25 protein-coding genes are annotated in these 25,314 nt (G+C 72.5%); 11 read left to right on the top strand and 14 right to left on the bottom strand.

Annotated features, from left to right (window positions below; translation table 11 throughout):
* Nucleotides 1-74: 74 nt before the first annotated feature.
* From BN6_RS25460 to BN6_RS25470, 3 genes are all read left to right on the top strand, one after another.
* Nucleotides 75-1,280, top strand: coding sequence for an ROK family protein (locus tag BN6_RS25460; protein WP_015102643.1), 1,206 nt, complete (start codon nucleotides 75-77; stop codon nucleotides 1,278-1,280).
* Nucleotides 1,277-1,915, top strand: a complete 639-nt coding sequence (locus tag BN6_RS25465) for an NUDIX hydrolase (protein WP_015102644.1) — start codon at nucleotides 1,277-1,279, stop codon at nucleotides 1,913-1,915. Before BN6_RS25460 ends, BN6_RS25465 begins: the two co-directional genes overlap by 4 nt.
* Before the next feature lie 124 nt (nucleotides 1,916-2,039).
* Nucleotides 2,040-2,447 carry a hypothetical protein gene (locus BN6_RS25470; RefSeq protein WP_148303008.1) on the top strand — a complete coding sequence of 136 codons (408 nt, stop codon included), beginning with the start codon at nucleotides 2,040-2,042 and terminating at the stop codon, nucleotides 2,445-2,447.
* Nucleotides 2,448-2,765: 318 nt separating this feature from the next.
* Here the strand turns inward: BN6_RS25470 and BN6_RS25475 are convergent, their stop codons facing one another.
* Entirely contained in the window at nucleotides 2,766-3,635 is an 870-nt protein-coding gene (locus BN6_RS25475) for a LysR family transcriptional regulator (RefSeq protein ID WP_015102647.1), read from the bottom strand.
* A 69-nt stretch (nucleotides 3,636-3,704) separates the two neighbouring features.
* On the opposite strand from BN6_RS25475, the gene BN6_RS25480 reads away from it, so the two are divergent.
* Complete coding sequence (locus BN6_RS25480; protein ID WP_015102648.1) at nucleotides 3,705-4,499, top strand: SDR family NAD(P)-dependent oxidoreductase; 795 nt, start codon at nucleotides 3,705-3,707, stop codon at nucleotides 4,497-4,499.
* Between the two features lie 77 nt (nucleotides 4,500-4,576).
* On the opposite strand, the gene BN6_RS25485 is transcribed toward BN6_RS25480, so the two are convergent.
* The 5 genes from BN6_RS25485 to BN6_RS25505 form a co-directional block, all read right to left on the bottom strand.
* A complete protein-coding gene (locus BN6_RS25485; RefSeq protein WP_015102649.1) occupies nucleotides 4,577-5,491 on the bottom strand; it encodes a LysR family transcriptional regulator in 915 nt (304 codons plus the stop codon).
* Nucleotides 5,492-5,565: 74 nt separating this feature from the next.
* Nucleotides 5,566-5,931 (bottom strand): RidA family protein, encoded by a 366-nt coding sequence (locus BN6_RS25490; RefSeq protein WP_015102650.1) that lies wholly within the window; start codon nucleotides 5,929-5,931, stop codon nucleotides 5,566-5,568.
* On the bottom strand, nucleotides 5,928-6,668 hold the full coding sequence (locus BN6_RS25495; protein ID WP_015102651.1) for an SDR family NAD(P)-dependent oxidoreductase: 741 nt from the start codon (nucleotides 6,666-6,668) through the stop codon (nucleotides 5,928-5,930). Before BN6_RS25495 ends, BN6_RS25490 begins: the two co-directional genes overlap by 4 nt.
* Nucleotides 6,665-7,402, bottom strand: a complete 738-nt coding sequence (locus tag BN6_RS25500; protein WP_015102652.1) for an SDR family NAD(P)-dependent oxidoreductase — start codon at nucleotides 7,400-7,402, stop codon at nucleotides 6,665-6,667. The genes BN6_RS25495 and BN6_RS25500 overlap by 4 nt, the downstream gene beginning before the upstream one ends.
* A complete protein-coding gene (locus tag BN6_RS25505) occupies nucleotides 7,399-8,343 on the bottom strand; it encodes a succinylglutamate desuccinylase/aspartoacylase family protein (RefSeq protein ID WP_015102653.1) in 945 nt (314 codons plus the stop codon). The genes BN6_RS25500 and BN6_RS25505 overlap by 4 nt, the downstream gene beginning before the upstream one ends.
* 254 nt (nucleotides 8,344-8,597) lie before the next feature.
* Here BN6_RS25505 and BN6_RS25510 point away from each other — a divergent pair, with 254 nt between their 5' ends.
* The 7 genes from BN6_RS25510 to BN6_RS25540 all read left to right on the top strand — a co-directional run bounded on the left by BN6_RS25510 (nucleotide 8,598) and on the right by BN6_RS25540 (nucleotide 17,374).
* Nucleotides 8,598-10,304, top strand: coding sequence for an ABC transporter family substrate-binding protein (locus BN6_RS25510; RefSeq protein WP_015102654.1), 1,707 nt, complete (start codon nucleotides 8,598-8,600; stop codon nucleotides 10,302-10,304).
* Nucleotides 10,305-10,356: 52 nt separating this feature from the next.
* Nucleotides 10,357-11,334, top strand: coding sequence for an ABC transporter permease (locus BN6_RS25515; RefSeq protein WP_015102655.1), 978 nt, complete (start codon nucleotides 10,357-10,359; stop codon nucleotides 11,332-11,334).
* A gap of 1 nt (nucleotide 11,335) precedes the next feature.
* Nucleotides 11,336-12,232: an ABC transporter permease gene (locus tag BN6_RS25520; protein ID WP_408005341.1), complete on the top strand. Its 897-nt coding sequence runs from the start codon at nucleotides 11,336-11,338 to the stop codon at nucleotides 12,230-12,232.
* Nucleotides 12,229-14,301: a dipeptide ABC transporter ATP-binding protein gene (locus BN6_RS25525; protein ID WP_015102657.1), complete on the top strand. Its 2,073-nt coding sequence runs from the start codon at nucleotides 12,229-12,231 to the stop codon at nucleotides 14,299-14,301. Before BN6_RS25520 ends, BN6_RS25525 begins: the two co-directional genes overlap by 4 nt.
* Before the next feature lie 193 nt (nucleotides 14,302-14,494).
* Nucleotides 14,495-15,730, top strand: coding sequence for a pyridoxal phosphate-dependent aminotransferase (locus tag BN6_RS25530; RefSeq protein WP_015102658.1), 1,236 nt, complete (start codon nucleotides 14,495-14,497; stop codon nucleotides 15,728-15,730).
* Nucleotides 15,727-16,749, top strand: a complete 1,023-nt coding sequence (locus tag BN6_RS25535; RefSeq protein ID WP_041314000.1) for a D-2-hydroxyacid dehydrogenase — start codon at nucleotides 15,727-15,729, stop codon at nucleotides 16,747-16,749. The genes BN6_RS25530 and BN6_RS25535 overlap by 4 nt, the downstream gene beginning before the upstream one ends.
* 340 nt (nucleotides 16,750-17,089) lie before the next feature.
* Nucleotides 17,090-17,374, top strand: coding sequence for a hypothetical protein (locus tag BN6_RS25540; RefSeq protein ID WP_015102660.1), 285 nt, complete (start codon nucleotides 17,090-17,092; stop codon nucleotides 17,372-17,374).
* 195 nt (nucleotides 17,375-17,569) lie between these two features.
* Here BN6_RS25540 and BN6_RS25545 read toward each other — a convergent pair whose 3' ends face one another.
* The 8 genes from BN6_RS25545 to BN6_RS25580 all read right to left on the bottom strand — a co-directional run bounded on the left by BN6_RS25545 (nucleotide 17,570) and on the right by BN6_RS25580 (nucleotide 25,237).
* On the bottom strand, nucleotides 17,570-18,205 hold the full coding sequence (locus tag BN6_RS25545) for a GntR family transcriptional regulator (protein ID WP_015102661.1): 636 nt from the start codon (nucleotides 18,203-18,205) through the stop codon (nucleotides 17,570-17,572).
* Nucleotides 18,198-19,004, bottom strand: coding sequence for a DUF4438 family protein (locus BN6_RS25550; protein ID WP_015102662.1), 807 nt, complete (start codon nucleotides 19,002-19,004; stop codon nucleotides 18,198-18,200). Before BN6_RS25550 ends, BN6_RS25545 begins: the two co-directional genes overlap by 8 nt.
* Nucleotides 19,001-19,813, bottom strand: coding sequence for a DUF4438 family protein (locus BN6_RS25555; RefSeq protein ID WP_015102663.1), 813 nt, complete (start codon nucleotides 19,811-19,813; stop codon nucleotides 19,001-19,003). Before BN6_RS25555 ends, BN6_RS25550 begins: the two co-directional genes overlap by 4 nt.
* Nucleotides 19,810-21,129: a TldD/PmbA family protein gene (locus BN6_RS25560; protein ID WP_015102664.1), complete on the bottom strand. Its 1,320-nt coding sequence runs from the start codon at nucleotides 21,127-21,129 to the stop codon at nucleotides 19,810-19,812. Before BN6_RS25560 ends, BN6_RS25555 begins: the two co-directional genes overlap by 4 nt.
* On the bottom strand, nucleotides 21,129-22,595 hold the full coding sequence (locus tag BN6_RS25565; protein WP_148303010.1) for a TldD/PmbA family protein: 1,467 nt from the start codon (nucleotides 22,593-22,595) through the stop codon (nucleotides 21,129-21,131). The genes BN6_RS25560 and BN6_RS25565 overlap by 1 nt, the downstream gene beginning before the upstream one ends.
* Nucleotides 22,592-23,713, bottom strand: a complete 1,122-nt coding sequence (locus BN6_RS25570; RefSeq protein ID WP_015102666.1) for a Gfo/Idh/MocA family protein — start codon at nucleotides 23,711-23,713, stop codon at nucleotides 22,592-22,594. Before BN6_RS25570 ends, BN6_RS25565 begins: the two co-directional genes overlap by 4 nt.
* A gap of 163 nt (nucleotides 23,714-23,876) precedes the next feature.
* Entirely contained in the window at nucleotides 23,877-24,011 is a 135-nt protein-coding gene (locus BN6_RS25575; protein WP_197540188.1) for a type 1 glutamine amidotransferase family protein, read from the bottom strand.
* Nucleotides 24,012-24,076: 65 nt separating this feature from the next.
* Nucleotides 24,077-25,237, bottom strand: coding sequence for a hypothetical protein (locus BN6_RS25580; RefSeq protein WP_015102668.1), 1,161 nt, complete (start codon nucleotides 25,235-25,237; stop codon nucleotides 24,077-24,079).
* Between the last annotated feature and the right edge of the window lie 77 nt (nucleotides 25,238-25,314).

A 25,314-nucleotide genomic window follows, 5' to 3' on the forward strand; every position in this document is an offset into this window, starting at 1 on the left:
TCCGTGAGGCGTTGTCCGCCTGTCGGCGGCGGGTCGTCGCAGGTTTTGTACTCCCCTAGTGCAAAATAAGGGACATGTGCCGATGGCCGCAATTCGAGGTCGCGGGTCTTCCGCTGACAGCGCGCGTGCTGAACCTCGTCCACGAGCGCGGACGGGTCGCCCGCGCGGAGGTCACGAGCACGCTCGGAGCGGCCCGCGGCGCGACCGGCGACGCCATCGCTGAGCTGGTCGGACTCGGTCTGGTGCGGGTCTGCGAACCGGTCCGGGCGGGCACCCGCGGCCGCCCCTCGCCCACCCTCGCGGCCGAGCCCGGCGGGCCGGTCGCCATCGCGGCGCAAGTTACCCCCATTGGACTAGACCTTGCCGTGGTCGGCCTGCACGCGGAGATCGTCGCCAGGCACCGGCTCGCCCTGCCCGACCACATCGACGACCCGGCGCGGGTGATCGGCGCGCTCGCCCGCGCCGTGACCCGCCTGGCCGAGGAGTCCGGCCGGGCGTGCGTCGGCGTCGGCGTCGGCGTCGCGGGGATGGTGCGCGACGAGGACGGCCTGGTCCGCTCCGCGATCCACCTGGGGTGGCGCGACGTGCCCGCCGGGGACCTGCTCGCGGCGGCGGTGCCCGCCGGGCTGCCGGTCGTGGTCCGCCGGGACGCGGCCCTGGTGGCCATGGCCGAGCACCGGCACGGGGCCGGCCGCGACGCGGGCACGCTGCTCGTGGTCACCGGGCACCACTGGGGCGTCGGCGGCGCGCTGCTCGGCGGCGGCGTCTCCCCGCACGGCACGCACCTCGAAGTCGGCCACCTGGTGCTGGACCCGCGCGGCCGGCGCTGCGCCTGCGGCCAGCGGGGCTGCCTGGAGACCTACACCGACGGCAACGCCCTGCTGCGCGCGGCCGGGCTGCCCGAGTCCGCCGACTCGGCGGCGTCCGAGCGCCTGCTGGACTCCGCGCGCGCGGGCGAGCCGGCCGCGCTGGCCGCGGCGGAGGAGGTGGCCAGGCGGCTGGGCATCGGCCTGACGAGCCTGGTCAACATCATCAACCCGGACCGGGTGGTGTGCACCGGCACGTTCGCGGCCCTGCTCGCCCTGGCCCGCGACGACGTGCTGCACCCGTCCCGCCGGTCGGTCGTCGCCACCCTCGACAACCCGCACACCACGCCCGGCGCGGTCGAGGACCCGGTGCTGGTCGGCGCGGCCGAATCGGTGTTCCTGCCGCTGCTGCGCGACCCGCGCACCCCCCTGTTCCGCACCGACCGCCCCGGAGGAGGAGTGCCGGCACCATGACCGCACCGGACCCGGCCGAGGTCGTCCACCGCCACGCCCTGCGGCTGCTGGCGACCGCCCAGAACGGCCTGACCTACGCCGACGACCCGTACGACCGCGAGCGCTACCAGGAGGTCCGGCGGGCGGCGGAGGGGCTGCTCGCCCTGGTCGCCACCGGCGACCTGCGCGAGGTGCGGCGGATCGTGGCCCTGGACACCGGACACGCCACGCCCAAGGTCGACGTGCGCGGCGCGGTCTTCGACCCGGGCGGGCGGGTGCTGCTCGTGCGGGAGCGCTCGGACGGCCGCTGGACCCTGCCGGGTGGCTGGTGCGACGTCCTGGAGTCGCCGGCCGAGGCGGTCGCCCGCGAGGTGCGGGAGGAGTCCGGGCTGACCGTGCGGGTCGCCAAGCTCGTCGCCGTCCTCGACCGCGAGCGGCAGGGCCACCGACCGCGCTTCCCGTACCACGTCCACAAGTTGTTCTTCCTGTGCGACGAGGAGTCCCGCGGCGAACCCGACCCGACGGAGATCTCGGCCGTCGACTGGTTCGCCCTGGACGCACTGCCCGAGCTGTCCACCTCGCGGGTGCTGGAACCGCAACTGCACCTGGCGCACACCCACTGGCACGACCGGACCCTGCCCACCGTGTTCGACTGACGGCGAGGCGGGCGACAACGCCGCCGCAGCGCGGAAGTCGGGGCTTCGCACGGCTTGCCCGATCCCGACGTGATCCCGCTGCTCAACCGTGCTTCCGGACCGGATCGTGGCACTCTGTCCCATCGTGGACGACGACCGTCCCGCCGAGGAACCGCCGCGTCGGCCGACAGCCGGACGTCGGGTGATCAACGGATTGGTGGTCGCGGGACTCGCCATGGTCGGGTGGACGCTCCTGCGGGCCGACCTGCTGCCTTCGCCGGGGTGGTTGTCCCGGTGGTGGCCCGCGGTGGCGAGCTTGCTGCTGTTCGGCGTGGCGTTCGCGGTGTGGCGCAAGGGCCGGGTGCCGAGGGCGGCCGAGCCCGCGGTCCGCCGCGACTGGACCCAGGTGATCACCGCCGCGACCGCGTTGGGCGCGCTGGTCTTCACCGCACTGTCCCTGCGCGCCGCCCAGGAGCAGATCGAGGTCGCCGAACAGGGGCAGATCACCGACCGGTACGCCAAGGCCGTCCAACTGCTCGGCCCCCGGCGCTGAGCGCTTCCAGGTGCGGCTGGGCGGCACCTACGCGCTGGAACGCCTCGCCACCGACGACGAAGCCGATCGACCTCCGCGACACCTGCCTGGCCGAGCTGATCGCGTTCAACGCCGACCTGACCAGGATGTCGCTCGTCGGCCCGGAGTGGTCCTCACCGGCGCGAAGCACGACGACAAAACCAACACCACTGGCGTGAAGTACGACGCGACCACTGTCGGGGCTTGGTGGTGAGCCAGAGCGCCTCCCGGGTGGCGATGCCTTGGTCGGAGCCGCAGCTCCGGCCGCCGCAGGGTGCCGCACCCAAGTGCGGCACACCGTCAGCTCACCCCCTCCAGCGCTGCCTGGACGAACCGGGCGATCCACGGCGACCGGCTGCCCGCCGGCCAAAGGACCAGGGTCCGGTACGGCGTCGCGTCGGGTACCGGGCGGTACGTCACGTCGGGCCGGACGTTCAGCGCGGCCAGCGAACTCGGCACCAACGCCACGGCCTGGCCAAGTGCGACCACGTCCAGCAGTTGGGCACTGTCCCGCACGACCGGGCCGTCCGCCGGGCGATCCGGGTTTCCCAGCCAGTAGTCGCGGTCGACCACCCCCGGGGCGCTCCACCGGGGCGCGGGCTCGGCGAGCAGGTCGGCGGTGCTGAGGACCTCGCGCCCGGCCAGCTCGTGTCCTACCGCGAGCGCGGCGACGCGTGGTTCGGTCGCCACCAGCTCGGTGTCGAGGCCGTGGCCGTCGACGCAGGCGGCGATGGCCAGGTCCGCGCGCCCGTCCCGGACCATGTCGGCCTGCTCGCCGAATCCGCTCACCACCACCCGGATCTCCGGTGCGTCCGGATCAGCCCGGAACCGTTCGCGGACCCGGAGCAGCAGCCGCGTGGCCACCCCGGGTTTGGCGGTGACCACGAGTCCGCGGAAGGGAAGGCCGGCCTGCCGCGTCCGGCGGACCGCGGCGTCGAGGGCACCGAGCACGGCGGCGGCCTCCTCGAACAGGATCTCGCCGGCCCGGGTCAGCGCCAGCCGGTGTCCGGTGCGGTCGAAGAGGTCGACCCCGAGCCGACGTTCGAGCTGACGCATGGCCCGGGACAGCGGCGGCTGCGCGATGCCGAGCCGCTCGGCCGCGCGGGTGATGTTCAGGTGCTCGGCAACGGCGCGGAAGTAGCGCAGTTCGCGGATCTCCGGCTCCGGCATACCGCCAGGGTATGGGGCGGCACCGAACCGGTCGTTCTCTTCCGGCGCGGCGTCGGCTGGAGTGGCGACATGAACGCGAACGAAGTAGCCCTCGTCACCGGCGGCAACAAGGGCATCGGCCGGGAGGTGGTCCGCCGACTCGCCGGACAGGGCTTCACCGTCTACCTCGGAGCGCGCGATCCGGAGCGTGGCCACTGCGCCGTCGAGGAGCTGACGAGCGCGCCGGACGGTGCGGCGCGGACCGCCAAGTCCGGCGGGCGCGGCAACGGGTTGGACATCCGGTTCGTGCGGCTCGACGTCGGCGACGTGGCATCCGTCCGGGCGGCCGTCACGACGATCGAGGCCGCGACCGGACGGCTGGACGTGCTGGTCAACAACGCCGGGATCATGGTCGAGTGGGACGTCCGGACCACCGACATCACGGCCGCGCACCTTCGCGAGGTGTTCGAGGTCAACGTCTTCGGCGTCGTCACGGTGACATCGGCCTGTTTGCCGCTGCTGCGTCGCTCCCCCAACCCGCGCGTCGTCAACATGTCCAGCGGGCTCGGGTCGCTCACCCTGCTGAGCGACCCGGAGAGCCCTCTCCCGGCTCAGGGCTTCCTCGCGTACAGCTCGTCCAAGGCCGCGCTCAACGCCGTGACCCTGATCTACGCCAACGCCCTGCGCGCGGACGGGATCAAGGTCAACGCCGCCAGTCCCGGTCTGGTGCCGACCGACCAGAACGCCGCTGCGACGTTCCCGCGCGGCGACCGCTCCACAGCCGATGGCGCGGTCGTCCCGGTACTCCTCTCGACGATCTCCGCCGACGGCCCCACCGGCGTCTTCCGCGGGCCGAACTCCCTGGACGACGTCATCCCGTGGTGAGCACCCGACCAAGCTCCCGGACAGGGCGTCGTCACCTCGTCCGCGCCGGCTTCCGGCGATCGTCGTGCGGGCGTCGGTCAGGTGTCCTGTTCCAGGCGTGCGCACACGGTTTCGAGGACCGCCAGAGCGGCGGTCAGGGCGGGACGGCGGCCGGTCGGGGTGCGCCAGACGCCGTAGATGCGGCGCAGGGGCGGGGCCGTCACCGGGAGCACCCGGACCGACGGCGGGAGCGGGCCTCGGCCCATGCGCGGGACCAGGGCCAGGCCGAGGCCGACGCCGACGAGTCCGATCTGGCTCGCGTACTCGGTGACGATGTGGGTGAACCGGGTCGGGTTCGGGGTGTGCTGGAAGGCGTTGAGCAGGAAGTCGTGCGCCACCGAGCCGGGTTCGTAGAGCCACCGGTCGCCGCGCAGCTCGTCCAGGTCCACCGACGCCCGCCCGACCAGCGGGTGGGTGTGGTGGGCGAGCACGTCGGACAGGTCGTCGCCCAGGTGCCTGGCCTGGAGTCCCTCGGGCAGGGTCAGCGGGATGGCCATCCAGTCGTGCGCCACGGCCAGGTCCGCCGTGCCCCGGGCGACCAGTTCGACCGCCCGGTGCGAGTCGGCCTCGATCAGCCGCAGCGACAGGTCCGGCCAGGCGCGCGTCAGCTCCTCGGTCGCGCCGGGCAGCACGCCGCGCGTGGCGGTGGGGAAGGCGGCGACGGTGAGGGTGCCGGTGACGGTGTCGCTCTGCGCCTGGAGCTCGGCGCTCATGCTCTCCAGTTCGACCACGATCCGGCTGGCCGACTCGGCCAGGACGCGGCCGGCCGGGGTCAGGGTGGTCCGGCCCGCCTGGTGCTCGACGAGCTGCTGGTGGACGTCGCGGCTGAGCCTGGCGATCTGCTGGGAGATGGCGGACGGGGTGTAGCCGAGCGCGCTGGCGGCGGCGGTCATCGATCCGTGCACGGCGAGGGCCTCGATCGCGCGCAGCCCCGCCAGGCTCACCGTCAGCACGTCGGCGTCACCTCACTCCCGGTGTCCGTCCAGTGCCGCCATCCTGGCACGACACCGCCGCGACACCACCACTGTCACTCGCCGTCACCGCCGGTGGCGGGGAGGTGCAGCACGGCGTCCACCTCCACCTTGACCGAGCGCAGCCCGGCCACGACCGTCGTGCGCGCCGGTTTCCAGTCGCCGAAGTGCGCGGCGTACGCGTGGTCGAACTCGGCGAAGTCGGCGACGTCGGCCAGGTAGGCGGTCACCTTCACCACGCAGGTGCGGTCGCCGCCCGCCGCCGCGACGACCGCGGCGAGGTTGCGCAGGGCGAGCGCGGTCTCGGTGGCCACGTCGGCGGGCCGGTAGGAGCCGTCGGGCAGGCGTGGCACCTGGCCGGACACGTAGACGGTGTCGCCCGCGCGCACGAACGGCCGGTAGTGCCCGGCGGGCGGGATCACCGGCGGGCCGCCAGGATCGCCGAGGACACCTGGAAGGCGTTGAACCGCTGCCCGGTGGCGAAGTCGGCGTCGATGCCCGCGAGGAACGCGAACGCGGGCGCGAGCCGTGCGGGCGGCACGATCCCGATCCGCATCTCGTCGGTGTAGTGGGAGTCGGACATGGGGGTGTCGATGGGCCGCCCGGTGGACATCGTGTTGACCGCGACGTTGTGCTCGCGGCCTTCCAGGGCGAGCACCTTCATCAGCCCTTCCTGGGCGTGCTTCCCCGGGGTGTAGGCGGTTTCCTTGACGAACCCGGACAGCGCCGACCCCGAGGACAGGAACACGATGCTGCCGTCGCGCGCCGCGACCAGGTGCGGCCACACGGTCTTGGTGAGCACGTAGGCCGCGCCGAGGATGATGTCGACCTCGCGCCGCCAGTCCTCGAAGGTGACGTCCAGCATGGACACCTCCTTGAGCACGGCGGCGTTGTGGATCAACGCCCGGGGCGGGCCGTAGTGGGCCAACGCCGTCTCCGTCGCGTCCCGCGTGGCGGCCGGGTCGGCGAGGTCGACCACGAGCGGCAGCACGTCCGCGCCCGCCGCGCGCAGTTCTTCGGTGAGAGCGGCCAGTTTCCCGCCCTGCACGTCCATCAGCGCCACGCGCATCCCGGCGGTGACGAGCTCGCGGGCGATCTCCCGGCCGAGTCCTTCGGCGGCACCGGTCAGGAACGCCACCTTGCCGTCGACGGCGATCACGAGGACGCCCCGGCCGCGGTGACCCGGATCGCCTCGGAGAGCTGGAAGGCGTTGAACCGGTGCCCGGAGGCGAAGTCCGCGTCGATGCCGGCCAGGAAGGCGAACGCGGGCGCGAGCCGGGACGGCGGCACCATCACGGCGCGCTGGGCGTCGGTGTAGGTGTAGGCCAGCGGGCCGTCCACGGGCGCGCCGAGGGTGATGGTGTTGACGGCGACGTTGTGGTCTTTTCCTTCCAGGGCGAGCACTTTCATCAGTCCTTCCTGGCCGTGCTTGCCGGCCACGTAGGCGGCCTCGTTCGCGAACCCGGACAGCGCCGAGCCCGACGAGACGAACACGATGCTGCCGTCGCGTGCCGCGACCATGCCGGGCCACACGGCCTTCGACAGCACGAACGCGCTTTGCAGGATGCTGTCGACCTCGGCGGCGAACGCCGCCCCGTCGAGTTCCAGCACGGGGGTTTCGCGGAACACCGCCGAGTTGTGCACGAGCAGCCGGGGCGTCCCGAACCGCTCCAGGACCTCCTCGGCGCGGGCGCGCAGGACGTGCGGGTCGGTGAAGTCGGTGGTGAACGCGTGCACGGACGGCAGTTCGTCGGCCAGCGCGCGCACCGCGTCGGCCTGGTCGCACAGCACCGCGACGGTCATGCCGGCGGCGGCCAGTTCGCGGGCGACGGCGTGGCCGAGGTCTTCGGCGTTGCCGGCGACGAGGGCGAAGCGGCCGGTGGGGTGGGTCATCGTGCGGACTCCTCGACGATCTCGGCGACCAGGGCGACGACCTGGCCGGGTGACTCGATCCGGGCCAGGGTGGGGCGCAGCAGGGCGAGCGCGGTGCGCGGGAACGGGGCGCGGAAGGTCTCCACGACCTCGCTGGTCACCGGGTCGAGCAGGTGGCCCAGGACGGTGTCGCGGCCCACCACGGTGCCGAGGGCGGCTTCCCGCAGCACCGGTTGGTAGACGCCCGGCCGGGAGGTCGACAGCGCCACCTTGCCGGTGGCCGCGGTGCCCGGCTCGTCGGGCAGGTCGGCCTCGGTCAGCACGCCCGCCTTGCCCAGCGCCCGGCGCAGGCCGCGGGTGACGGCGGCGGCGCGGTCCTCCTCGAACTCGCCGCGCCCGCCGGCCTCGATCCACACCGCGACGGCGCCCTGGGCGCGGGCGTGCCCGGTGAGGCTGGAGGCGCGGTCGGGGCCGTCGAGGATGAGCGGGGTGCCCATCCACTCGGCCAGGTGCTCGCTGCCGGGGAACCGGTAGGTGAAGCAGTTGATGTTCCAGCTCCCGCCGCCGTGCACGTCCAGGACGACGTCGGCGCCGTCGACGGCGTGCTCGGCCAGCACGGCGGCCAGCCGCTGGGTGTGCGAGCCCGCCGGGTCGCCGGGGAAGCTGCTGTTGAGGTCGAGCAGGTCCAGGTGGGTCTGCCGGGCGTCGGCCTCGGTGGCCAGCGGGTGCGCGACGGGCACCACCCGCAGCGTGCCGAGCAGTTCCTCCTGCCGCACGGAGGACAGCAGCCGGTTGACCGCGAGCGTGCCCCAGGGCCCTTCGTCGCCGTGCACGCTCGCCACGAGCAACCCCACCGGACCGCCCTCCCCCGCGGTCCCGATCCGCACGTCGACGGAGCCGTAGGCCAGTGACGACGCGACCGGGTGATCGCTCCACTGGATCGTTTCGGCGAGTGTCGGCATATCCGCTCCCTCTGGTCCGGCGCGCTGGCGATATTCGGTGCGCGAATTCTGCGCAGACCGGCCCGGGAAGCACAAGACAGAGTTACGGGACGCCGTCAATTACCTTTGCTTAACCCCGTCCGCCCAGCTCATCGGCAGTTTAGCAAGGATTAAAGGGGCCGTTAAACGATTGTTGCTTGCCACTCCCGAGGGCCCGCCTGTTCACTCTGGTAACCGCGTCGGGGGCCACCGCACGAAAAGTTCTGGAGCAGCGCATGAATCGTCGAAGGATGTCCGGCGTGCTCGCCGTCGCCCTGGCGGTGTCCGCCTGCACGGCCGGCTCGCCGTCCGGCGGGGACACCACCAACCTGGTGCGGGGGGACGCCAACACGGTCAACACCGGCACCGCGAAGCAGGGCGGGACGATCACCTACGTCCTGGAGCGCAACATCGTCAACTGGAACCCGCTGGGCGCGGACATCGGCGTGGCCACCCAGCTGGTCGCCGACGTCTACGACCCCGCCGCGTTCGTCACCCTGCCCGACCTCAAGACCGTCGAGCTGAACAAGGACCTGCTGGTCAGCGCCGAGCAGACCAGCGAGTCGCCGCAGACCCTGGTCTACCGGATCAACCCGAAGGCCGTGTGGAACGACGGCACGCCGATCACCGCGGCCGACTTCGACTACGTCCGCCGCGCGTCGACCCCCGCCACCTGCCCGACGTGCGAGGCCGCCCACACCATGGGTTACGAGGACATCACCTCGCTGACCGGCACCGACGACGGGCGCACGGTCACCGTCACGTTCAGCCGGCCCTTCGGCGACTGGAAGTCGCTGTTCGGGCCGATCCTGCCCGCGCACGTGGCCCGCAAGCTCGGCGACGACGGCACCCCGGAAGGTCTGGCCAAGTCGTTCAACGAAGGGTTCCGCTACCAGGACTCGTTCCCCGACTGGTCCGGCGGCCCGTTCATGTTCGCCTCCTGGGAGACCAACCAGGCCGCGACGCTGGTGCCCAACCCGAAGTGGTGGGGCGCGCCGGTCACGTTGGAGCGCCTGGTGTTCCGGGTCGTCACCGACACCTCGCAGGAGGTGCCGGCGTTGCAGAACGGCGAGGTCCAGATCATCAACCCGGACCCCCAGGTCGACCTGCTGCGCAACGTGCAGGCGCTGGGCGACGTGAAGTACCAGCTCGTGCAGGGCCTGCGCAAGCAGATGGTGCTGCCCAACCTGAACAACCCGGCCATGCGCGACCCGGCGCTGCGCAAGGCGTTGTTCACCGCCATGGACGTCGGGCAGACCATCGGCAAGACCGTCGGCCAGTTCTCCTCCGACGCCACCCCGCTGCGCAACCGGATCTACGTCCCGCAACAGCCCGGGTACAAGGACAACCTCGGCACGTTGGGCACCGGCGACATCGCCAAGGCCAAGTCCATCCTCACCGAGGCCGGCTACAAGGTCGACGGCGACAAGCTGATCGACCCGCAGGGCACGCCGGTGCCGACGCTGACCATGCGCTACATCCAGAACAACCAGATCCTCCAGACGGTGTGCCAACTGTTCGCCGACTCGGCCAAGCAGCTCGGCGTGACGGTCGACGTGCAGACCACCGACTCGATCGGCGCGACCGTGACCCACCAGGCCGGCAAGGACTTCGACCTGTTCGCGATGGGCTGGATCGGGCAGACCTTCGTGGCCTCCCAGTACTCCCAGGCGTTCAAGACCAAGGCGGGGCTCAACTTCGGCGGCTACTCCAGCCCCGTCGTGGACGAGCTGCTCACCAAGGCGCTCGGTGCCACCGACGAGGCCGAGGTGGCCGAGCACCTCAACGCGGTCGACGCGCAGCTGACCGAGGACGCCTACATCCTGCCGCTCTACCAGGTGCCGGACCTGCTGGCCTACAAGGCGAACCTGGTCAACGTCCGGGCCAACGGCACCTACAACGGGCCGCCCTACAACGCCGGGCAGTGGGGCATCGCCGGATGACGGGCCGCGGCGCGGGCTCGACGCCCGCGCCGCCAGGGGAAGGCAGGCAGCGATGTTGGCTTACGTGCTGCGGCGGTTGCTGCACACGATACCGATCGTGCTGGTCGGCTCGTTCGTGACGTTCGTGATGGTCAGCGCGTCGGGTGACCCGCTGGGCGACCTGAAGGCCAAGCAACCGCCGGTGCCGCAGGCGGTCCTGGACGCCGAGGCGCACCGGATGCGGCTCGACCAGCCCCTGCTCGAACGCTACTGGCACTGGCTGACCGGGATCCTGCACGGCGACTGGGGCCCGTCGGTCAAGCGGATCGACATCGGCGCGGAGATCTGGCCGAGGCTGCTGGTGTCGGCCCGGCTGGTCACGCTCGCCGTGCTGGTGGCGCTGCTGCTGGCGTTGGTGATCGGCGTGGTCAGCGCGGTCAAGCGGTACTCCGCGGTGGACTACGCGTTCACCGCGCTCGGGTTCCTGCTGCTGTCGATGCCCGCGTTCTGGTTCGCGGTCCTGTTGAAGCAGCAGGCGATCGAGGTGAACCAGGCCACCGGGACCACCCTGGTCTACACGGTCGGGGACGCGTCGATCCCACCGCCGTCGGGGTTCTGGCCCGCGGTGCTCGACGTGCTCGGGCACTTGGTGCTGCCGACGATCGTGCTGGCCATGACGTCGTTCGCGCCGTGGAGCCGGTTCGTGCGCTCGTCGATGATCGAGGTGCAGCAAAGCGACTACGTGCGCCTGGCCCGCGCCAAGGGGATCAAGCGGCGCACGGTGCTGGTGCGGCACGCGCTGCGCACCGCGCTCGTGCCGCTGACCACGGTCGTGGCGCTGGACCTGGCCGTGCTGTTCTCCGGCGCGGTGATCACCGAGACCGTGTTCCAGTGGCGCGGCATGGGCTCGTTCCTGCTGTCCGCGGTGCGGGACAAGGACATCTACGCCGTCATGGCCTGGCTGCTGCTGGTGTCGGTGATCGTCGTGGTGTGCAACCTCATCGCCGACCTGCTCTACGCCGTGCTGGACAGGAGGGTCCGCCTTGGTTGAGATCGCGCAGACGCCCGCCGCCGACGGCGGGGCCCCGGTGGCGACGCCCCGGTGGCGGCTGGTGGTGCGCCGGTTCCTGCGCCACCGGCTCGCGACGGCCAGCCTGGTCGTGTTCGTGCTGCTGGTGCTGCTCGCCTTCGTGGGCGGCGAACTGTGGCACTACCGGTACGACGTGTTCACCCCGGACAACTCGCAGCCGCCGTCGGCCGAGCACCCGTTCGGCACCGACGCCACCGGCTACGACCTGCTGGCGCAGGTGCTGCGCGGCACGCAGCGCTCGATCGAGATCGCGCTGTTCGTGGCGGCGGTCTCCGGGGTGTTCGGCAGCGTGTGGGGCGCGGTGGCCGGGCTGCACGGCGGCAAGGTCGACACGCTGATGATGCGCCTGGCCGACCTGGTGCTGATCTTCCCGGCGATCGCGGTGGCCGCGGTGCTGGCGAACAACGTCGGCGCGACCAGCCAGGGCTGGTTGCTGATCGGGCTGGTGCTGGCCGCCCTCACCTGGCCCTACGTGGCACGGCTGGTGCGCGGGCTGGTGCTGTCGCTGCGCGAGCGGGAGTTCATCGCCGCCGCGCGCACGTTCGGCGCGGGCTCCTGGCGGATCATCTTCCGGCACGTGCTGCCCAACGCCATGGGCACGATCATCGTCGCCGTGACGATCATCGTCGCGGTCGCGATCCTGGCCGAGACGGCGCTGTCGTTCATCGGGTTCGGCGTGCGCCCGCCGGACACCTCGTTGGGGCTGCTGGTCAGCCAGAACCAGACCGCGGTGTCCACCCGGCCGTGGCTGTTCTACTTCCCCGGCCTGTTCATCGTGGTCATCGCCCTGTCGGTCAACTTCATCGGCGACGGGCTGCGCGACGCCTTCGACAACACCAGGTCACGGAGCAGGCGATGACGACGGCGACCACCACCGAAGTGCTCGGCATCCGCGACCTCACCGTCGCGTTCCCCGACGAGCGCGGGCAGGTCACCGCCGTGCGCGGGGTGTCCTGGTCGTTGCGGGCCGGCGAGGTGCTGGGCGTGGTCGGCGAGTCCGGGTGCGGCAAGTCCGCCACCGCGCTCGCCGTGATGGGCCTGCTGCCGCCCGGCGCGCGGGTCGGCGGGTCGGTCCGGTTCCGCGACCGGGAACTGGTCGGGCTGACCGACGAGGAGATGAACTCGGTGCGCGGCAAGTCGGTCGCGATGGTGTTCCAGGACCCGCTCTCGGCGCTCAACCCGGTGTACTCGGTGGGCTTCCAGGTCGCCGAGGCCGTGCGGGCGCACCACCCGCGGCTGGACCGCGAGCAGGCCGTCGAACGCGCGGTCGCCCTGCTGGACCTGGTCGGCATCCCCAACGCGGCGGACCGGGCCGGGGACTACCCGCACGAGTTCTCCGGCGGGATGCGGCAGCGCGTGGTCATCGCCATCGCGATGGCCGACGACCCGGACGTGATCATCGCCGACGAGCCGACCACCGCGCTCGACGTGACCATCCAGGCCCAGGTGCTCGACGCGCTGCGCACCGCCCGCGAGCAGACCGGCGCCGCGACCGTGCTCATCACCCACGACCTCGGCGTGGTCGCCGGGCAGGCCGACCGGGTGGTGGTGATGTACGCGGGCAAGGTCGTGGAGTCCGGCACGGTCGAGGAGGTCTTCTACTCGCCCCGGATGCCCTACACGCTGGGGCTGCTGGGCAGCCTGCCCCGCCTCGACGGCCGCGAGGACACCCGGCTGACCCCCATCGCCGGCACCCCGCCCCCGCTGGACCGGCCGATCACCGGGTGCGCGTTCGCGCCGCGCTGCCCGCTGGCCCGCGACCTGTGCCGCACCGACGAGCCGCCGCTGGCACCGGTCGAGGGCGAGCACCTGGCCGCGTGCCACTTCAGCGCGGAACTGGCCGGCAAACGACCCCAGGACGTCTTCACCCCCCGCACCGCGCCCACTCCCCCGCCCACTGCCCCGCCCACTGCCCCGCCCACTGCCGCGTCCCCTGCCTCCGACGTCGTCGCGGACGGGCCGTCGACGCCGATCGTCGCCGCGTCGGGCCTGGTGAAGCACTACGCGGTGCGCGGCACGGGATTCTTCCGGCGCGGTCGGGGTGAACTGCACGCGGTGTGCGACGTGTCGTTCGACCTGTCCGCCGGCGAGACCCTCGGGCTGGTCGGCGAGTCCGGCTCCGGCAAGTCGACCATCGCGAAGCTGCTGATGTCGCTGGAGGAGCCGACCGGCGGCGAGGTGCTGCTCGACGGCCGGCCGCTGTCGCCGCGCGGCCACGCCCGGGACCTCCAGATCGTGTTCCAGGACCCGATGAACTCGCTCGACCCCCGGATGACCGCCGCCGACCTCGTCGCGGAACCGCTGCGGGTCAACGGCACGAGCCGCCGCGCGGCCCGGACCAGGGCGCTGGAGCTGCTGGCCTCGGTCGGGCTGTCCGGCGCGCGCTCCGAGCGCTACCCGCACGAGTTCTCCGGCGGCCAGCGCCAGCGCATCGGCATCGCCCGCGCCCTGGCGCTGCGCCCCCGCGTGCTGGTGCTCGACGAACCGGTGTCCGCGCTGGACGTGTCCGTGCAGGCCGACGTGATCAACCTGCTGGAGGATCTTCAGGACGCGCTCGGCCTGGCCTACCTGTTCATCGCCCACGACCTGTCGGTGGTGCGGCACATCGCCGACCGGGTCGCCGTGCTCTACCTCGGCCGCGTGGTGGAGACCGGCGACCGCGACACCGTGTTCGACCACCCCCGCCACCCCTACACCCGGGCACTGGTCTCGGCCGTGCCGCTGCCCGACCCGCGCAAGGAACGCGCCCGCGAGCGGATCGTGCTGACCGGCGACGTGCCCAGCCCGGCGAACCCCCCGTCGGGATGCCGATTCCGCACCCGCTGCCCGCTCTACCTGGACGGGCTCACCGACGCGCAACGCTCCCGCTGCTCCGGCGAGACGCCCGCGCTGCTCGACGGCGTGGCCTGCCACTGGAGCGGGCGGTGAGCGGGCCGGGTCGCGCCGGCCACCGACGCGGCCCGGGGCGTCGGCCGGGCCCGCGCGGTGCGACCGGCGCGGACCTGGTACCGCTCGACATCGGCGTGGCCGGCCGGCGGATCTCGCCGGCGCCGACGAACTGTCCCGGGTCGGCCATCCCGGCCGACCCGGCGTGAACCAGACAGCAGAGGGAGACACCGACATGGCGGCACGCCGTCACCCCGTCGCATCGCGGCGGGTGCTGCGCACGCACCTGCCGGAGCGGGCGGACACGCTCGGCACGTCGGTCCGGGAGGCGGACCTGGAGCTGCGGTTGGACGGCGCCGGGCACGGACTGCTGGACACCACGCACTTCGACACGGTCCGCTTCCCCCCGCCGCCGTGGGCGCTGGCCGCGTTCACCGACGCCGCGAACGACGGCGAACTGGCCTACACCGGCTACCGGGGCAACGCCGCCGTGCGGGCGGCGTGCGCGCGATCGGTGTCGGGCCTGCTCGGGATCGACGTCGACCCGGACCGCGAGATCGTGATCACCACCGGCACCCAGGGCGGCCTGTTCGCCACCCTGAGCGCCCTGGTCGACCCCGGTGACGTGGTCGCGCTGGCCGACCCCGAATACCTGTTCGTGGAGCGGATGCTGCGGTTCCTGGGCGCGCGCGTGGTCCGCGTGGGCATGGTCGAACACCCCACCGGTCCGCAGCTGGACCTGGCGGCGCTGGAGGAGGCCGTGATCGGCGAGGGCGTCACCCTCGTCCTCACCTCCAACCCGAACAACCCCACCGGGACCGTGTACACGCCCGAGACCGTGCGCGGACTGGCCGCTCTCGCCGTGCGGCACGATGTGCTGGTCGTCGTGGACGAGCTGTACTGCCGCCTGGTCTACGACGACAACCCGTACACCCACCTCGCGGCGCAGCCCGGGATGGCGCGGCGGACCGTGACCCTGCTCGGCGGGTCCAAGACCGAATCGCTGAGCGGCTACCGCGTCGGCGTCGCGGTCGGCCCCGCCGACGTGATGGACGCCATCGAGCAGGTCATGGCGATCTCGTGCCTGCGCGCGCCCGCCTACTCCCAGCACGTGCTGACCCGGTGGCTGGTCGACGACGTGGAGTTCGTGCGCACCCGCGTCGCCGAGCTGCGCGCGCTGCGGGAGCTGACGGCCGAGCGGCTGCGCCGGGTCGAAGGGCTGGTCGTGCGGCCCGGCGCGGGCACCGCCTACCTTTGGCCCGACGTGTCGGCATTGGGGATGAACGACGTGGAGGTCGCGAAAGTGGTGCAGCAGCGCGCCGGGGTGATCGTCAGCCCCGGCTACCAGTTCGGCCCGTCGGGCCACGGCCGGTTCCGGGTCTGCTACGCCCGGGAGGAGACCGGGTGGTCCGCCGCGCTGGACCGCGTCGTGGACGCGCTCAACCACGCCGCGACGGAGGTGGCCCGGTGACCCGGGTGGTGATCTGCTCGCCGCTGGAGCCCGACCTGGTGGCGCGCATCGCGGCCGTCGGCCCCCGGGTGGAGGTGCTCTACGAGCCCGACCTGCTGCCGGTGCCGCGCTACGAGGGCGACCACGTGGGCGTGCTGCCGGAGCTGACCGCCGAACAGCGGCAGCGGTGGGCCGCGCTCACCTCGACCGCCGAGGTCGCGTTCGACTTCGACCGGCGCGCGCCCGCCGAGATCAACGAGAACTTCCCGAGGTTGCGGTGGGTGCAAGGCACCAGCGCGGGCCTGGGCAGGCTCACCGACCGGTTCCCGCTGGACCTGTCCAAGGTGGTGGTCACCACCGCCGCCGGGGTGCACGCGGTGCCGCTGGCCGAGTTCGTGCTCACCGGGCTGCTGCACTTCGTCAAGGACGTGCCGCAGCTCAAGGAGTGGCAGGCCGGACACCGCTGGACCCGCTACACCAGCCGGACGCTGTCCGGACAACGCGTCCTGGTCGTCGGACTGGGCGCCGTCGGCCGGCACACCGCGACCGTGCTGGCCGGCCTCGGCGTCGAGGTCGTCGGCGCGATCCGACCCGGCGGCACCCCCGGCGCACCCGGCGTCTCCGAAGTGGTGCGGTTCGACGAGATCGGGTCGGTCCTGCCGACCGTGGACGCCGTCGTGCTGGCCTGCCCGCTGACACCGCAGACCGAGGGCCTGCTCGGCGCGGCCGAACTGGCCGCGCTCAAACCCCACGCCGTGCTGGTGAACATCGCCCGCGGCCAAGTCGTGGACGAGACCCCGCTGGCCCGTGCACTCGCCGCCGGCACCCTGCGCGGCGCGGTCCTCGACGTCGCCACAGTAGAACCCCTGCCCGACGACTCACCGCTGTGGGACCTGCCCAACGTCCTGATCTCACCGCACTCGGCGTCGACGGCGGCCAACGAGAACGCCCTGATCACCGACATCTTCTGCGACAACCTCCGGCGCTGGCTAGACGGCAAACCCCTGCACAACCTCTACCGCCCCGAACTGGGTTACTAGAGCCGCAGGCGCGGCGAAGCGCTGCCCGGGTGGGAGACCGCCGTGCGCACTACGAGAGGAGACGTGACGCACGCGTGTGTCGATCGACCGGTGAACAATCGAGAGACATTCACGTCGACACCCGCCTGGAAACATGCACGAGAAGAAGCCCTCTCCGGAATACGGCGGGCGAAGGTGTCCCGCACTTCTGCGGTACACCTTCGACTTTTCGTGGCCGACGTCGGGAATCTACTCGATCGGCGGCTGAACTGTCGGTCGGATGGTCTTAGCGTTCACCAGCGACAGGTCCCAACCGGGTCTGCAGTCGAAACGACTTGGGCCAGACCGGAAGGAATGAACGATGACAAGGGTGAAGGCCCTCATTGCCGCGGCCTCGGCGCTGGCGGCACTGACCATCGGGACGACCGGGGTCGGGACGGCTTCCGCAGAGGCCGTCCGCGCGCAGGAAGCCCGCACAGTGTGCTACGCGAACGACGTTGACGTGCGATACACCGTCGGCGGAAGCCCGACAGGGCGGCTCGTGTACCTGAACCAGAGCGTCAACGTGATCGACCACCGCGACGGGGTGTGGTGGCAGATCAATTCTCCCTACTCCGGATACGTGCTGGCGCAGTACTTCTGCTGATCAGCCCCAGTGGTCGGGCGACAAGAAGATCGGGCGGCAGCCGCTGTCACCCGCCGGGCGGCGTCGATATCCCGTGGTGCCACGAAATTGGACGATCCACCTGATTCGCTACGGAGTTGATCCGTACGGAAACGGACCGGGCGATTCCCGGCCGATGACGATATTTCCCTTTCTGTTCGTCCGCTTGGACAGCGGCTAGAGGACGTAGTCGTCGCGCAGGTAGTGCCGGTACAGGGTGGTCGCCACGGTCGTCGGGTCGCCGCCCGCGAGAGCGTCCACGAGGTCGCGGTGCAGGGCGGGCATGTCGGTCAGGGCGAGGTGCTGTTCTTCCAGCGAGGAGCGCATGACCGCGCCCATCTGGGCGTCCATGCCCGCGAACAGCTTCGCGAGCCGGGGTTTGCGCGCGGCGGCGACCAGTCGGCCGTGGAAGGCCGTGTCGAGGTCGACCACGGCGGCGAGGTCGCCGGCGCGGGCGGCGTGGTCCATCCGGTCGACCAGGTCGGTGAGGGGGTCCACGAGGTCGGCGGTGCCGTGCGCGAGCACCGCCCGCACCGCGCCTTCCTCCAGCACGTAACGGGCGTAGCAGGCGTCCTGGATGTCGTCGTGGGACAGCCGGGTCACGATGCTGTGGCGGCGCGGGCTGATCTCGATCAGGCCCTCGTCGGCCAGTCTGGTGAGCGCGAGCCGCAGGGTGGTGCGGCTGACGCCCAGTTCCTCCGCGATCGGCACTTCCAGCAGTCGGGTGCCGGCCGCCAGTTCGTTGTTGAGGATGCGGGTGCGCAGCAGGCGGTGCACCCGGTCGGGCAGTGAGCCGGCGTCGAGGTCAGGCATCGGGGCATCCCAGCAGTCGCGGTGTCACTCCCACGTGGCCGGTCGGGTCCACGTGCACGTCGAAGTCCGTCGCGGGTCCGCACAGGATCGGCATCGCGCCGGGGCCGTGGCCGGGCAGCGGGCTGGCCGCGTGGACCACCACCGCCATGGTCAGCCACCCCTCCCTGCGTCCCGCGTTGTGCCGGACGTCCACGTCGTCGAGGCACAGCAGATCACCCAGCCGCCAGGGTGCCGCGTCCGCCCGGTCGACCTGCACGTCGAGGTCCCACTGGTGCGCGGGGCGGCCGAACCCGTTGCCCACCAGGTGCGAGGGCACGCGGGCGCGCACCGATCCGACGTCCAGTGCCGCGAGCACGGCGGGGTCGATGTTCAGCACGGTGGTGGCACCCCGGGCGGGGGCGCCCTGGCCGTGCGCGCGGATCGCCACCCGGTCGTCGGGCAGCATGCGGGCCAACACGTCCTGTGGGAACACCGCGATCACCCTACCGTCGCGTTTGCCCAGCACCCGGCCGGTGGCGCCGCGCGCGTCGCCCGTGCGCACGACGGCCTCGTTGCCCAGGCAGGCGAACGCGGTCAGCGCGTGGCAGGCCGCCGGGTCGGGGTGCACGAGGGTGACGCCGGGGGCGGCGTGGTCGCCGTCGACGTCGAACACGCCGTCGCCCAGCCGCAGGCCCAGCACCACGCCGCCGGTCGCGGTGGGCACGTAAGGCGTGCCGTCGCGGTCGACCAGGTACGGCGCGGGGCCGAGCCGAGGGGTCTCCACCACGCCGAGCAGCATGGTCCGCACCAGGGCGCTCACCAGCCGGCCCCGATGTTCGCTCCCAGGTCGTCGACCAGGTCGAACGCCTCGATCGGGCCGGTGAACAGGGTGGTGGGGCCCGGTCCGTGGCCGAACAGCCGGCAGTCGCCGGTGCTGAGCGCGCCGACCGCCAGGTAGCCGGCGCGGTACCCGCGGCCGAACCGGTGGTCCTGGTCCTCCAGCGCGACCAGGTCGCCGATCCGGCCGGACCGGACGCCCATCAGGTCGGTGTTGGCGTACTCCGAGGCCATGCCGGTGCCCGCGCCGACCGCCGCAGGCGCGATCCGGGCCGCCACGGACACCCGCAACCGGCCGTCCGGGGCGGTCGCGACGGGCAGGCGGGGCAGCAGGTCGGGGTCGAGGTTCTTCACCACGACGTCGGGGTGGTCGAGCAGCCGCAGCCCTTGACCGCGGGCGCGGATCGCCACCCGGTCCCCCGGTGCGACGTCGACGGCGTCGGACTCGGCGAGGTCGACCAGCACGTAGGCGTGCTGGCCGTACACGCGGCCCGTCGGCCGCCGTGCGCCGAGGACGGTGACCTCGTTGCCCACGCAGGTCAGGTACTGGAGGGCGTGGTTGGCGGCCGGGTCGGGGTGCCACACGGACAGGCCTGGTTCGAGGTGGTCGGCGGCGTGGCCGGTGGCCGGGTCGCCGACGCGCACGCCGAGGGTCACCCCGCCCATGCCGGGCAGCAGGAACGCCGTGCCGTCGCCGTCGACCCGGTAGCCGAACCGGTCGCCCGTGGGCGGGCAGACCTCGCCCAGCAGCATCTGGGCGGGCAGCCGGTCGGCGTTGGTGCGCGGGGTCACCGGGGACCGAACCGGAAGCCGTGCGCGCGGATCGCCGGCGCGGTGACCGCCCCGTTCCACACGTTCATGACCGGCTGGGCGCGCAGCTCGTCGCCCACTCCGTCCACAGTGGACAGTAGATCGAACACGGACTGGGTGAACCTGGCTCCCCGCACGGGGTCGCCCAGCTCGCCGTCCGCGATCCGGAAGCAGGCGTCCCGGCTCACCCCGGTGATCGTGCCCGCCTGCCGGTCGACCAGCCGCGTGTACCAGAACCGCTCGACGTAGAGGCCGTTCTCCACCCCGGCAACCAGGTCGCCGTGCGTGCCGGGCGCCATCACGACGTTCGCCGCGACCGGCGACGGCACGGCTTCGCGCGCCACGTGGGCGTGGCCGGTGCGGTCGGTGACGGGCGCGCCGACGAGTCCGGCGGTGATCAGCGGCACCACCGACTTGGTCGTGCCGAGCACGTCGAACGGCACGGGCAGCCCGAACGGGTAGGACGCGTCGTCGGCGACCGTGACCAGGTCCGAGGCCACCCGCCGGCCCGGTGCGGTCGCCGCGCCGACGCCCGCCTCCGCCAGGCCGCCGTCGAAACCGAGCACGCCCAGGAACCCGAGCAGCTCGCCGGTGGCCTCGGGGCCGAGCACCACGGTGTAAATGCCGTCGGGCAGCGGTTCCCGGCCACGGCTCCGCACGGCGCGGGCGACGGTGTCCGCCACGGTCCCGGCGTCCAGGCCCAGCGCGTCCCGCGACCGGTGCAGGTTCGCCCAGTGCGCCGAGCCGTCCCCGTCGCCCACCGTGAGACTGCCGGTCGCCTCGGTCGCCACGACGTGCCGCAGCGCGCCGGTGCTGGAGGCGACCGCGAGTTGGGTCACCGCCCGGCCGACCATGCCCGCCGCGGTGCAGCCGGCCCGGCGTGCCCGGGTCATCGCCTCGGCGGCGATCGCGATCCGGGCCGGGGCGTCGAACGCGGCGGTGTCGTCGTGCCACAGGAGGTGGTCGTCGGAGACCGGGGCCGCCGGCCGGGCCGAGCCGGGCGCGGCGGCCGTGCGGGCGAGGTCGCGGGCGAGCGCGGCGGCGCGGCGGACCGCGTCGGGCACCCGGTCCAGGGCGCCGGTCGCGACCCGCGCGGCGTGCCCGTCCACCACGGCCCGCACCACGACCTGCTGTTCGGTGACGTCCTGCGGCTGGTGGACGCGCTCGCCCGCGAACCGGGTGTACTCCCCGGCCCGCGCCAGCAGCGCGGCCTCGACGTGGTCGGCCCCGGCCGCGCGGACGGCGTCGGCCAGCAGCCCGGTGGCGCGGTCGGGGTCGACGGGCGCGGCGAACCCCATCACGCCACCCCGATCCGGACGCCGCGCACGAGCGTGGACGGCGCGCCGTGGCTGAGGAAGCTCCACTGCTTGGGTTCGCCCTTGCCGCACGGGTAGCCGAAGATCCGCAGGTCGTCGGCCACCGCCTCGACCGAACCCCAGAACCGGGGCGTGATCCCGCCGTAGGAGAAGTTCTTCAGCAGCCGCCCCCGCTTCCCGCCGCGCACCTCGTAGGCCACCTCGGTGCCGAACTGGAAGTCGAGCCGCCGCTCGTCGATGGACCACGACCGGTTGTCCTCGGCGTAGAAGCCCTCGCCGAGCCGGTCGCACAACTCGTCCAGCGTGCCCTCGCCGGGTTCGAGGTAGACGTGGGTGGCGAAGCAGACCGGCGTCCAGGCCCAGCCGTCCGACCGCGCCGCCCCCGTCAGGGTCGCGCCCGTCCGCGCCGCGGAGTCCAATGTGGACAGCGTGTTGCGCACGATCCCGCGATCCACCAGCGTGTGCCGACGCGCCGGCGTGCCCTCGTCGTCGAACGCGAAGCTGCCGCGCGTGCCGGGCACGGTCGGGTCGCTGGTGATGGTCACGGCGGGCGACCCGTAGCGCAGCGAACCGATGTCGTCCACGCCGATGAACGAGGTGCCCGCGAAGTTGGCCTCGTCGCCGATCATCCGGTCCAGTTCCAGCGCGTGCCCGGCGGACTCGTGGATCTGCAACGACATCTGCTGGCTGCCCACCACGACGTCGGCGGTGCCCGAGGGCGCGACGGGCGCGGTGAGCAGCGCCACCGCCTCCTCCCCCACCCGTGCCGCGTTCGCCACCAGGTCCCGGCCGAGCACGAACTCCCACCCGGCCGCGCCCGTGTCGCCGTGGAACGAGTTCGGGTAGCTGCGCCGCTGCACGTCGCCGTGCCCGGCGGCGGTGGCCACCACCAGCACGCCGGACTCCAGGAAGTGCTGGTGCTGACGGGAACCCGCCGAGTTGCCGAAGTGCCGGTGCTGCCGCTTGGCGTTGACGCCCGCCTGCGCCGAGACCACCTCGCGCGGCGCGGACGCCGCGTCCAGCGCCGCGCCGAGCAGCGCCTGCCGGACGCTCTCGGCGGTGGCGAACGGGTCGAGTTCCACCACCGTCCGGTAGCTCCCGCTGTGCGCGTCGAGTTCCGGCAGGCGGACCGGCTCGGACGCACCCCTCGCCGCCACGGCCAGCGCGTGCGCCCGACGTGCGGCGGTCGCGGCGTCGGCGCTGTCGGCCAGCGGGCGGGCGGCGAACCCCCACACACCGTCGACCAGCACCCGGACCCCGATGCCCAGCGTGTGCTCGACCCGCACGTCCGGATCCGCGCCCGCCTGCCGGTACGCCCGCAGTTCCTCGGCCTCCACCAGCCGCACGTCGGCATACTCGGCTCGCCCGTCAACCGCGTCCAGCGCCACCTCCACGACCGCGCGGGCCGCGGCGTCCTCGGCCATCGCGCCCCACCCGTGCGGGCTCACGCCACGCCACCCAACGGCAGGTCGACCCACGCGCGTCGGCGGAACGACGCCTCGAACGCGTTGATCGTCTCCTGCACCAGCGCGCCCTGCGCGAAATCACCCTGGTTCGTCGCGCCGCCGTCCAGGATCTCGGTGGTGAAGTCGGCGCACAGGTTGGCGTAGAACAACGAGTCCCATGCCTCCGCGGACGTCGCGCCCGGCGGGAAGAACCGGGCCGGGATCTCCCGCTCCACGAACTCGGGCTCGTCCTTGGTCGCCGTGCGGATCGTCTGGCAGCCACCGGACTCCTGCGCCAACCGCACGATCACCGCGCCCTCCGAACCGTAGAACCGCGCCTCGATCCCCGGCAGGGCACCCACTGCCACGTACGAGGACTGGATCGAGGCGACCAGGTCGTTGTCGAACTCGCAGATCCACATGTCGCCGTCATCGATGTTGAGCCGCTGGCTGCGCCCCGTGGCGAGGACCACGCGCTCCGGCACGAAGTTGCGCATCGTGCCCACCACGGAGGTCAACCGCGCCCCGGCCCACCAGTGCATGATGTCGATGATCGGCGCGCCATAACCCTCGATGGACGAGGTGGCGATCACGGCGGGGTCGGCGTCGGGGTCGACCTGGCGCATCGGCGTGGCGGGGTCGATCCACTGGCTGTTCTGCTCGAACCCGTTGAACAGGTACGGCGTGCCGACGAACCCGGCGTCGATGAGGCTCTTGGCGTGGAGAACCGCCGGCGCGTACCGGAACGTGAACCCCAGCTTGGTCTTGAGCCCCCGGGACGCGGCAGCCTCGGCGAGCCGCTGGGTCTCCCGGTAGTCCCGGTGCACCGGCTTCTCGCACAACACGTGCTTGCCCGCCGCGATCGCCGCCGCCGAGACCTCGAAGTGCGCGGTGTTGGCCGTGGCGACGTCGACCACGTCGACCGTCGGGTCGTCCAGCACCTGCCGGTAGTCCTCGAAGGTCCGCCCAACCCCGAACAGCCGCGCGGCCTCACCCAGGGCCACCGGATCGCTGTCGACCAGCGCGACCACCTCGACCCGAGGATCACGCGACCACCCCGGCAGGTGCGCCCGCCGAGCCCACCGCCCCGCCCCGACCACAGCAACCCGCAACTTGTCCACGTCGCTCTCCTCGCACTGGGATCCCCCGACGCTATGCCGACTGTCGATTGCCGACAATCGACACAGAGTATGACGTGGGTCACATGCCGCCACTGCCGGATCCCGGCGCATCGGACCGGGACGAACCGCACCGCGGCGGGTTCCATCCGCAACTTGTCCGGGTTCACCGTCCCCCTGGCAGCGGCAACACCTCGTAGTCGTCGACCGACACGTCACCGACCAGTTCGTCCACCGTGAAGGTGCCGGCCTTTTCGAGGTCGTGGTCGCGCGCCTGGGTCTCACCGCCGGCGGTGGACACCACATCACCGGGTGCAGATACTCGGCGGCTTGCGCGCGGAACGGTGCCTGACCGGTTCCGACCGACTACCGGTACCCGTGCCCAGGCGCGTTCTGCGTGGAACTGTCGCTGTCCGTGGACCTCCGGCGTTCCCGCCGATGCCGGCTTCGCTCCTGGCGTTCCCGCTCGCGCCGACCGTAGGTCGCGTCGCGGACGGTCTCCTCGTCTTCCAGGCTCGACCCGAGCGCACCGGCGACGATGCCGACAGAACTGCACAACCACACCAGCTTCAGGTACGAACCCGCACCAACCGGGTGGCCCAACGTCTGTTCGAAGTAACCGCTGTCGATCAAAACGGCCGCCGCGAGCAGCGCGAGCACGAACAGGATCGCGTACATGCAGGCCACCCCGATCGCCAGCGTGGTTGCCGTGGAAACGTTGTACAGCAACATTTTGCGTCGCTCGGCGGTCTCGGACGGCCGATCCCAGAGGTGGTTGCGCACCGTCAACCACACCGTCATGACCAGTACGGTGACCACCGTGATCGCCGCCAGCCGCAACGGGGGCAGCGCGTCCGCGAGCTTCCAGAACGAACTGGTGATGATGCCGTAGGCGGCGGTCCCGGCCGCGGCCGCGGTGGCACCCGCGAGGTGCGGGACGAGCCGCCACGGACGGTTGTCCCGCACCATCCCCGCCAGCAGGCGCAGCCGGCCACGCAGCCCGACCAGGGCGAGACGGGTCACGGGCGACTCGGGACCACCGGAAATCCGCTGGGTGGGAGCCAGCGCCTCACGCACGCGCGCCACCACTCCCCCGCCGTCGCGGTCCCCGGCGATCCCGAGCTGCCGCGACACCAGTTGGCGCACCACGTGGACCAGCAACGCCCGTGTCCGACGCCCGACCATCACCGCACCGAGCGCGGGCAGCGAGATCATCGCGACACCGTGCTCGACGTCGACCCCGGCGACCACGGGTTGCGTCCCCGCGCGCCGGGGCAGGTCGGTGACCAGGACCAGCACGTCCCAGCCCCGGTCCTGCCGGTGTTCCTGCGACAGCGCGCGCATCGGGATGTCACCGTCGTCGTCCAGCGGCAGCCGGTCCACCTCGTGCTCCACCCGCCACCGCGCCCGTCCGCTCACCCGGGCGGCGAAGGTGTCGGGCAGGTCGTCGGCGATCGTCGTGATCACCCGCTCGGGCAGCCCTTCGTCGGCCAGCACTCCCACGGTCACCTGGTGGGGCGCACCCATGTGGTCCACCTCGCTTGTCGGCGCTCGCCGGCTTCCACGGGAGGTACCGGCCGAACCCATCCGGCCCGGCGGTCTCG

The organism is Saccharothrix espanaensis DSM 44229 (assembly GCF_000328705.1).
GTDB lineage: Bacteria > Actinomycetota > Actinomycetes > Mycobacteriales > Pseudonocardiaceae > Actinosynnema > Actinosynnema espanaense.

Bases quoted from the DNA above. Each gene is read 5' to 3' on its own strand.
- BN6_RS25580 (WP_015102668.1), bottom strand. From the start codon at position 25,237: ATGGGTGCGCCCCACCAGGTGACCGTGGGAGTGCTGGCCGACGAAGGG.
- BN6_RS25530 (WP_015102658.1), top strand. From the start codon at position 14,495: ATGGCGGCACGCCGTCACCCCGTCGCATCGCGGCGGGTGCTGCGCACG.
- BN6_RS25465 (WP_015102644.1), top strand. From the start codon at position 1,277: ATGACCGCACCGGACCCGGCCGAGGTCGTCCACCGCCACGCCCTGCGG.
- BN6_RS25480 (WP_015102648.1), top strand. From the start codon at position 3,705: ATGAACGCGAACGAAGTAGCCCTCGTCACCGGCGGCAACAAGGGCATC.
- BN6_RS25475 (WP_015102647.1), bottom strand. From the start codon at position 3,635: ATGCCGGAGCCGGAGATCCGCGAACTGCGCTACTTCCGCGCCGTTGCC.
- BN6_RS25460 (WP_015102643.1), top strand. From the start codon at position 75: ATGTGCCGATGGCCGCAATTCGAGGTCGCGGGTCTTCCGCTGACAGCG.
- BN6_RS25500 (WP_015102652.1), bottom strand. From the start codon at position 7,402: ATGACCCACCCCACCGGCCGCTTCGCCCTCGTCGCCGGCAACGCCGAA.
- BN6_RS25515 (WP_015102655.1), top strand. From the start codon at position 10,357: ATGTTGGCTTACGTGCTGCGGCGGTTGCTGCACACGATACCGATCGTG.
- BN6_RS25505 (WP_015102653.1), bottom strand. From the start codon at position 8,343: ATGCCGACACTCGCCGAAACGATCCAGTGGAGCGATCACCCGGTCGCG.
- BN6_RS25560 (WP_015102664.1), bottom strand. From the start codon at position 21,129: ATGGGGTTCGCCGCGCCCGTCGACCCCGACCGCGCCACCGGGCTGCTG.
- BN6_RS25525 (WP_015102657.1), top strand. From the start codon at position 12,229: ATGACGACGGCGACCACCACCGAAGTGCTCGGCATCCGCGACCTCACC.
- BN6_RS25540 (WP_015102660.1), top strand. From the start codon at position 17,090: ATGACAAGGGTGAAGGCCCTCATTGCCGCGGCCTCGGCGCTGGCGGCA.
- BN6_RS25545 (WP_015102661.1), bottom strand. From the start codon at position 18,205: ATGCCTGACCTCGACGCCGGCTCACTGCCCGACCGGGTGCACCGCCTG.
- BN6_RS25510 (WP_015102654.1), top strand. From the start codon at position 8,598: ATGAATCGTCGAAGGATGTCCGGCGTGCTCGCCGTCGCCCTGGCGGTG.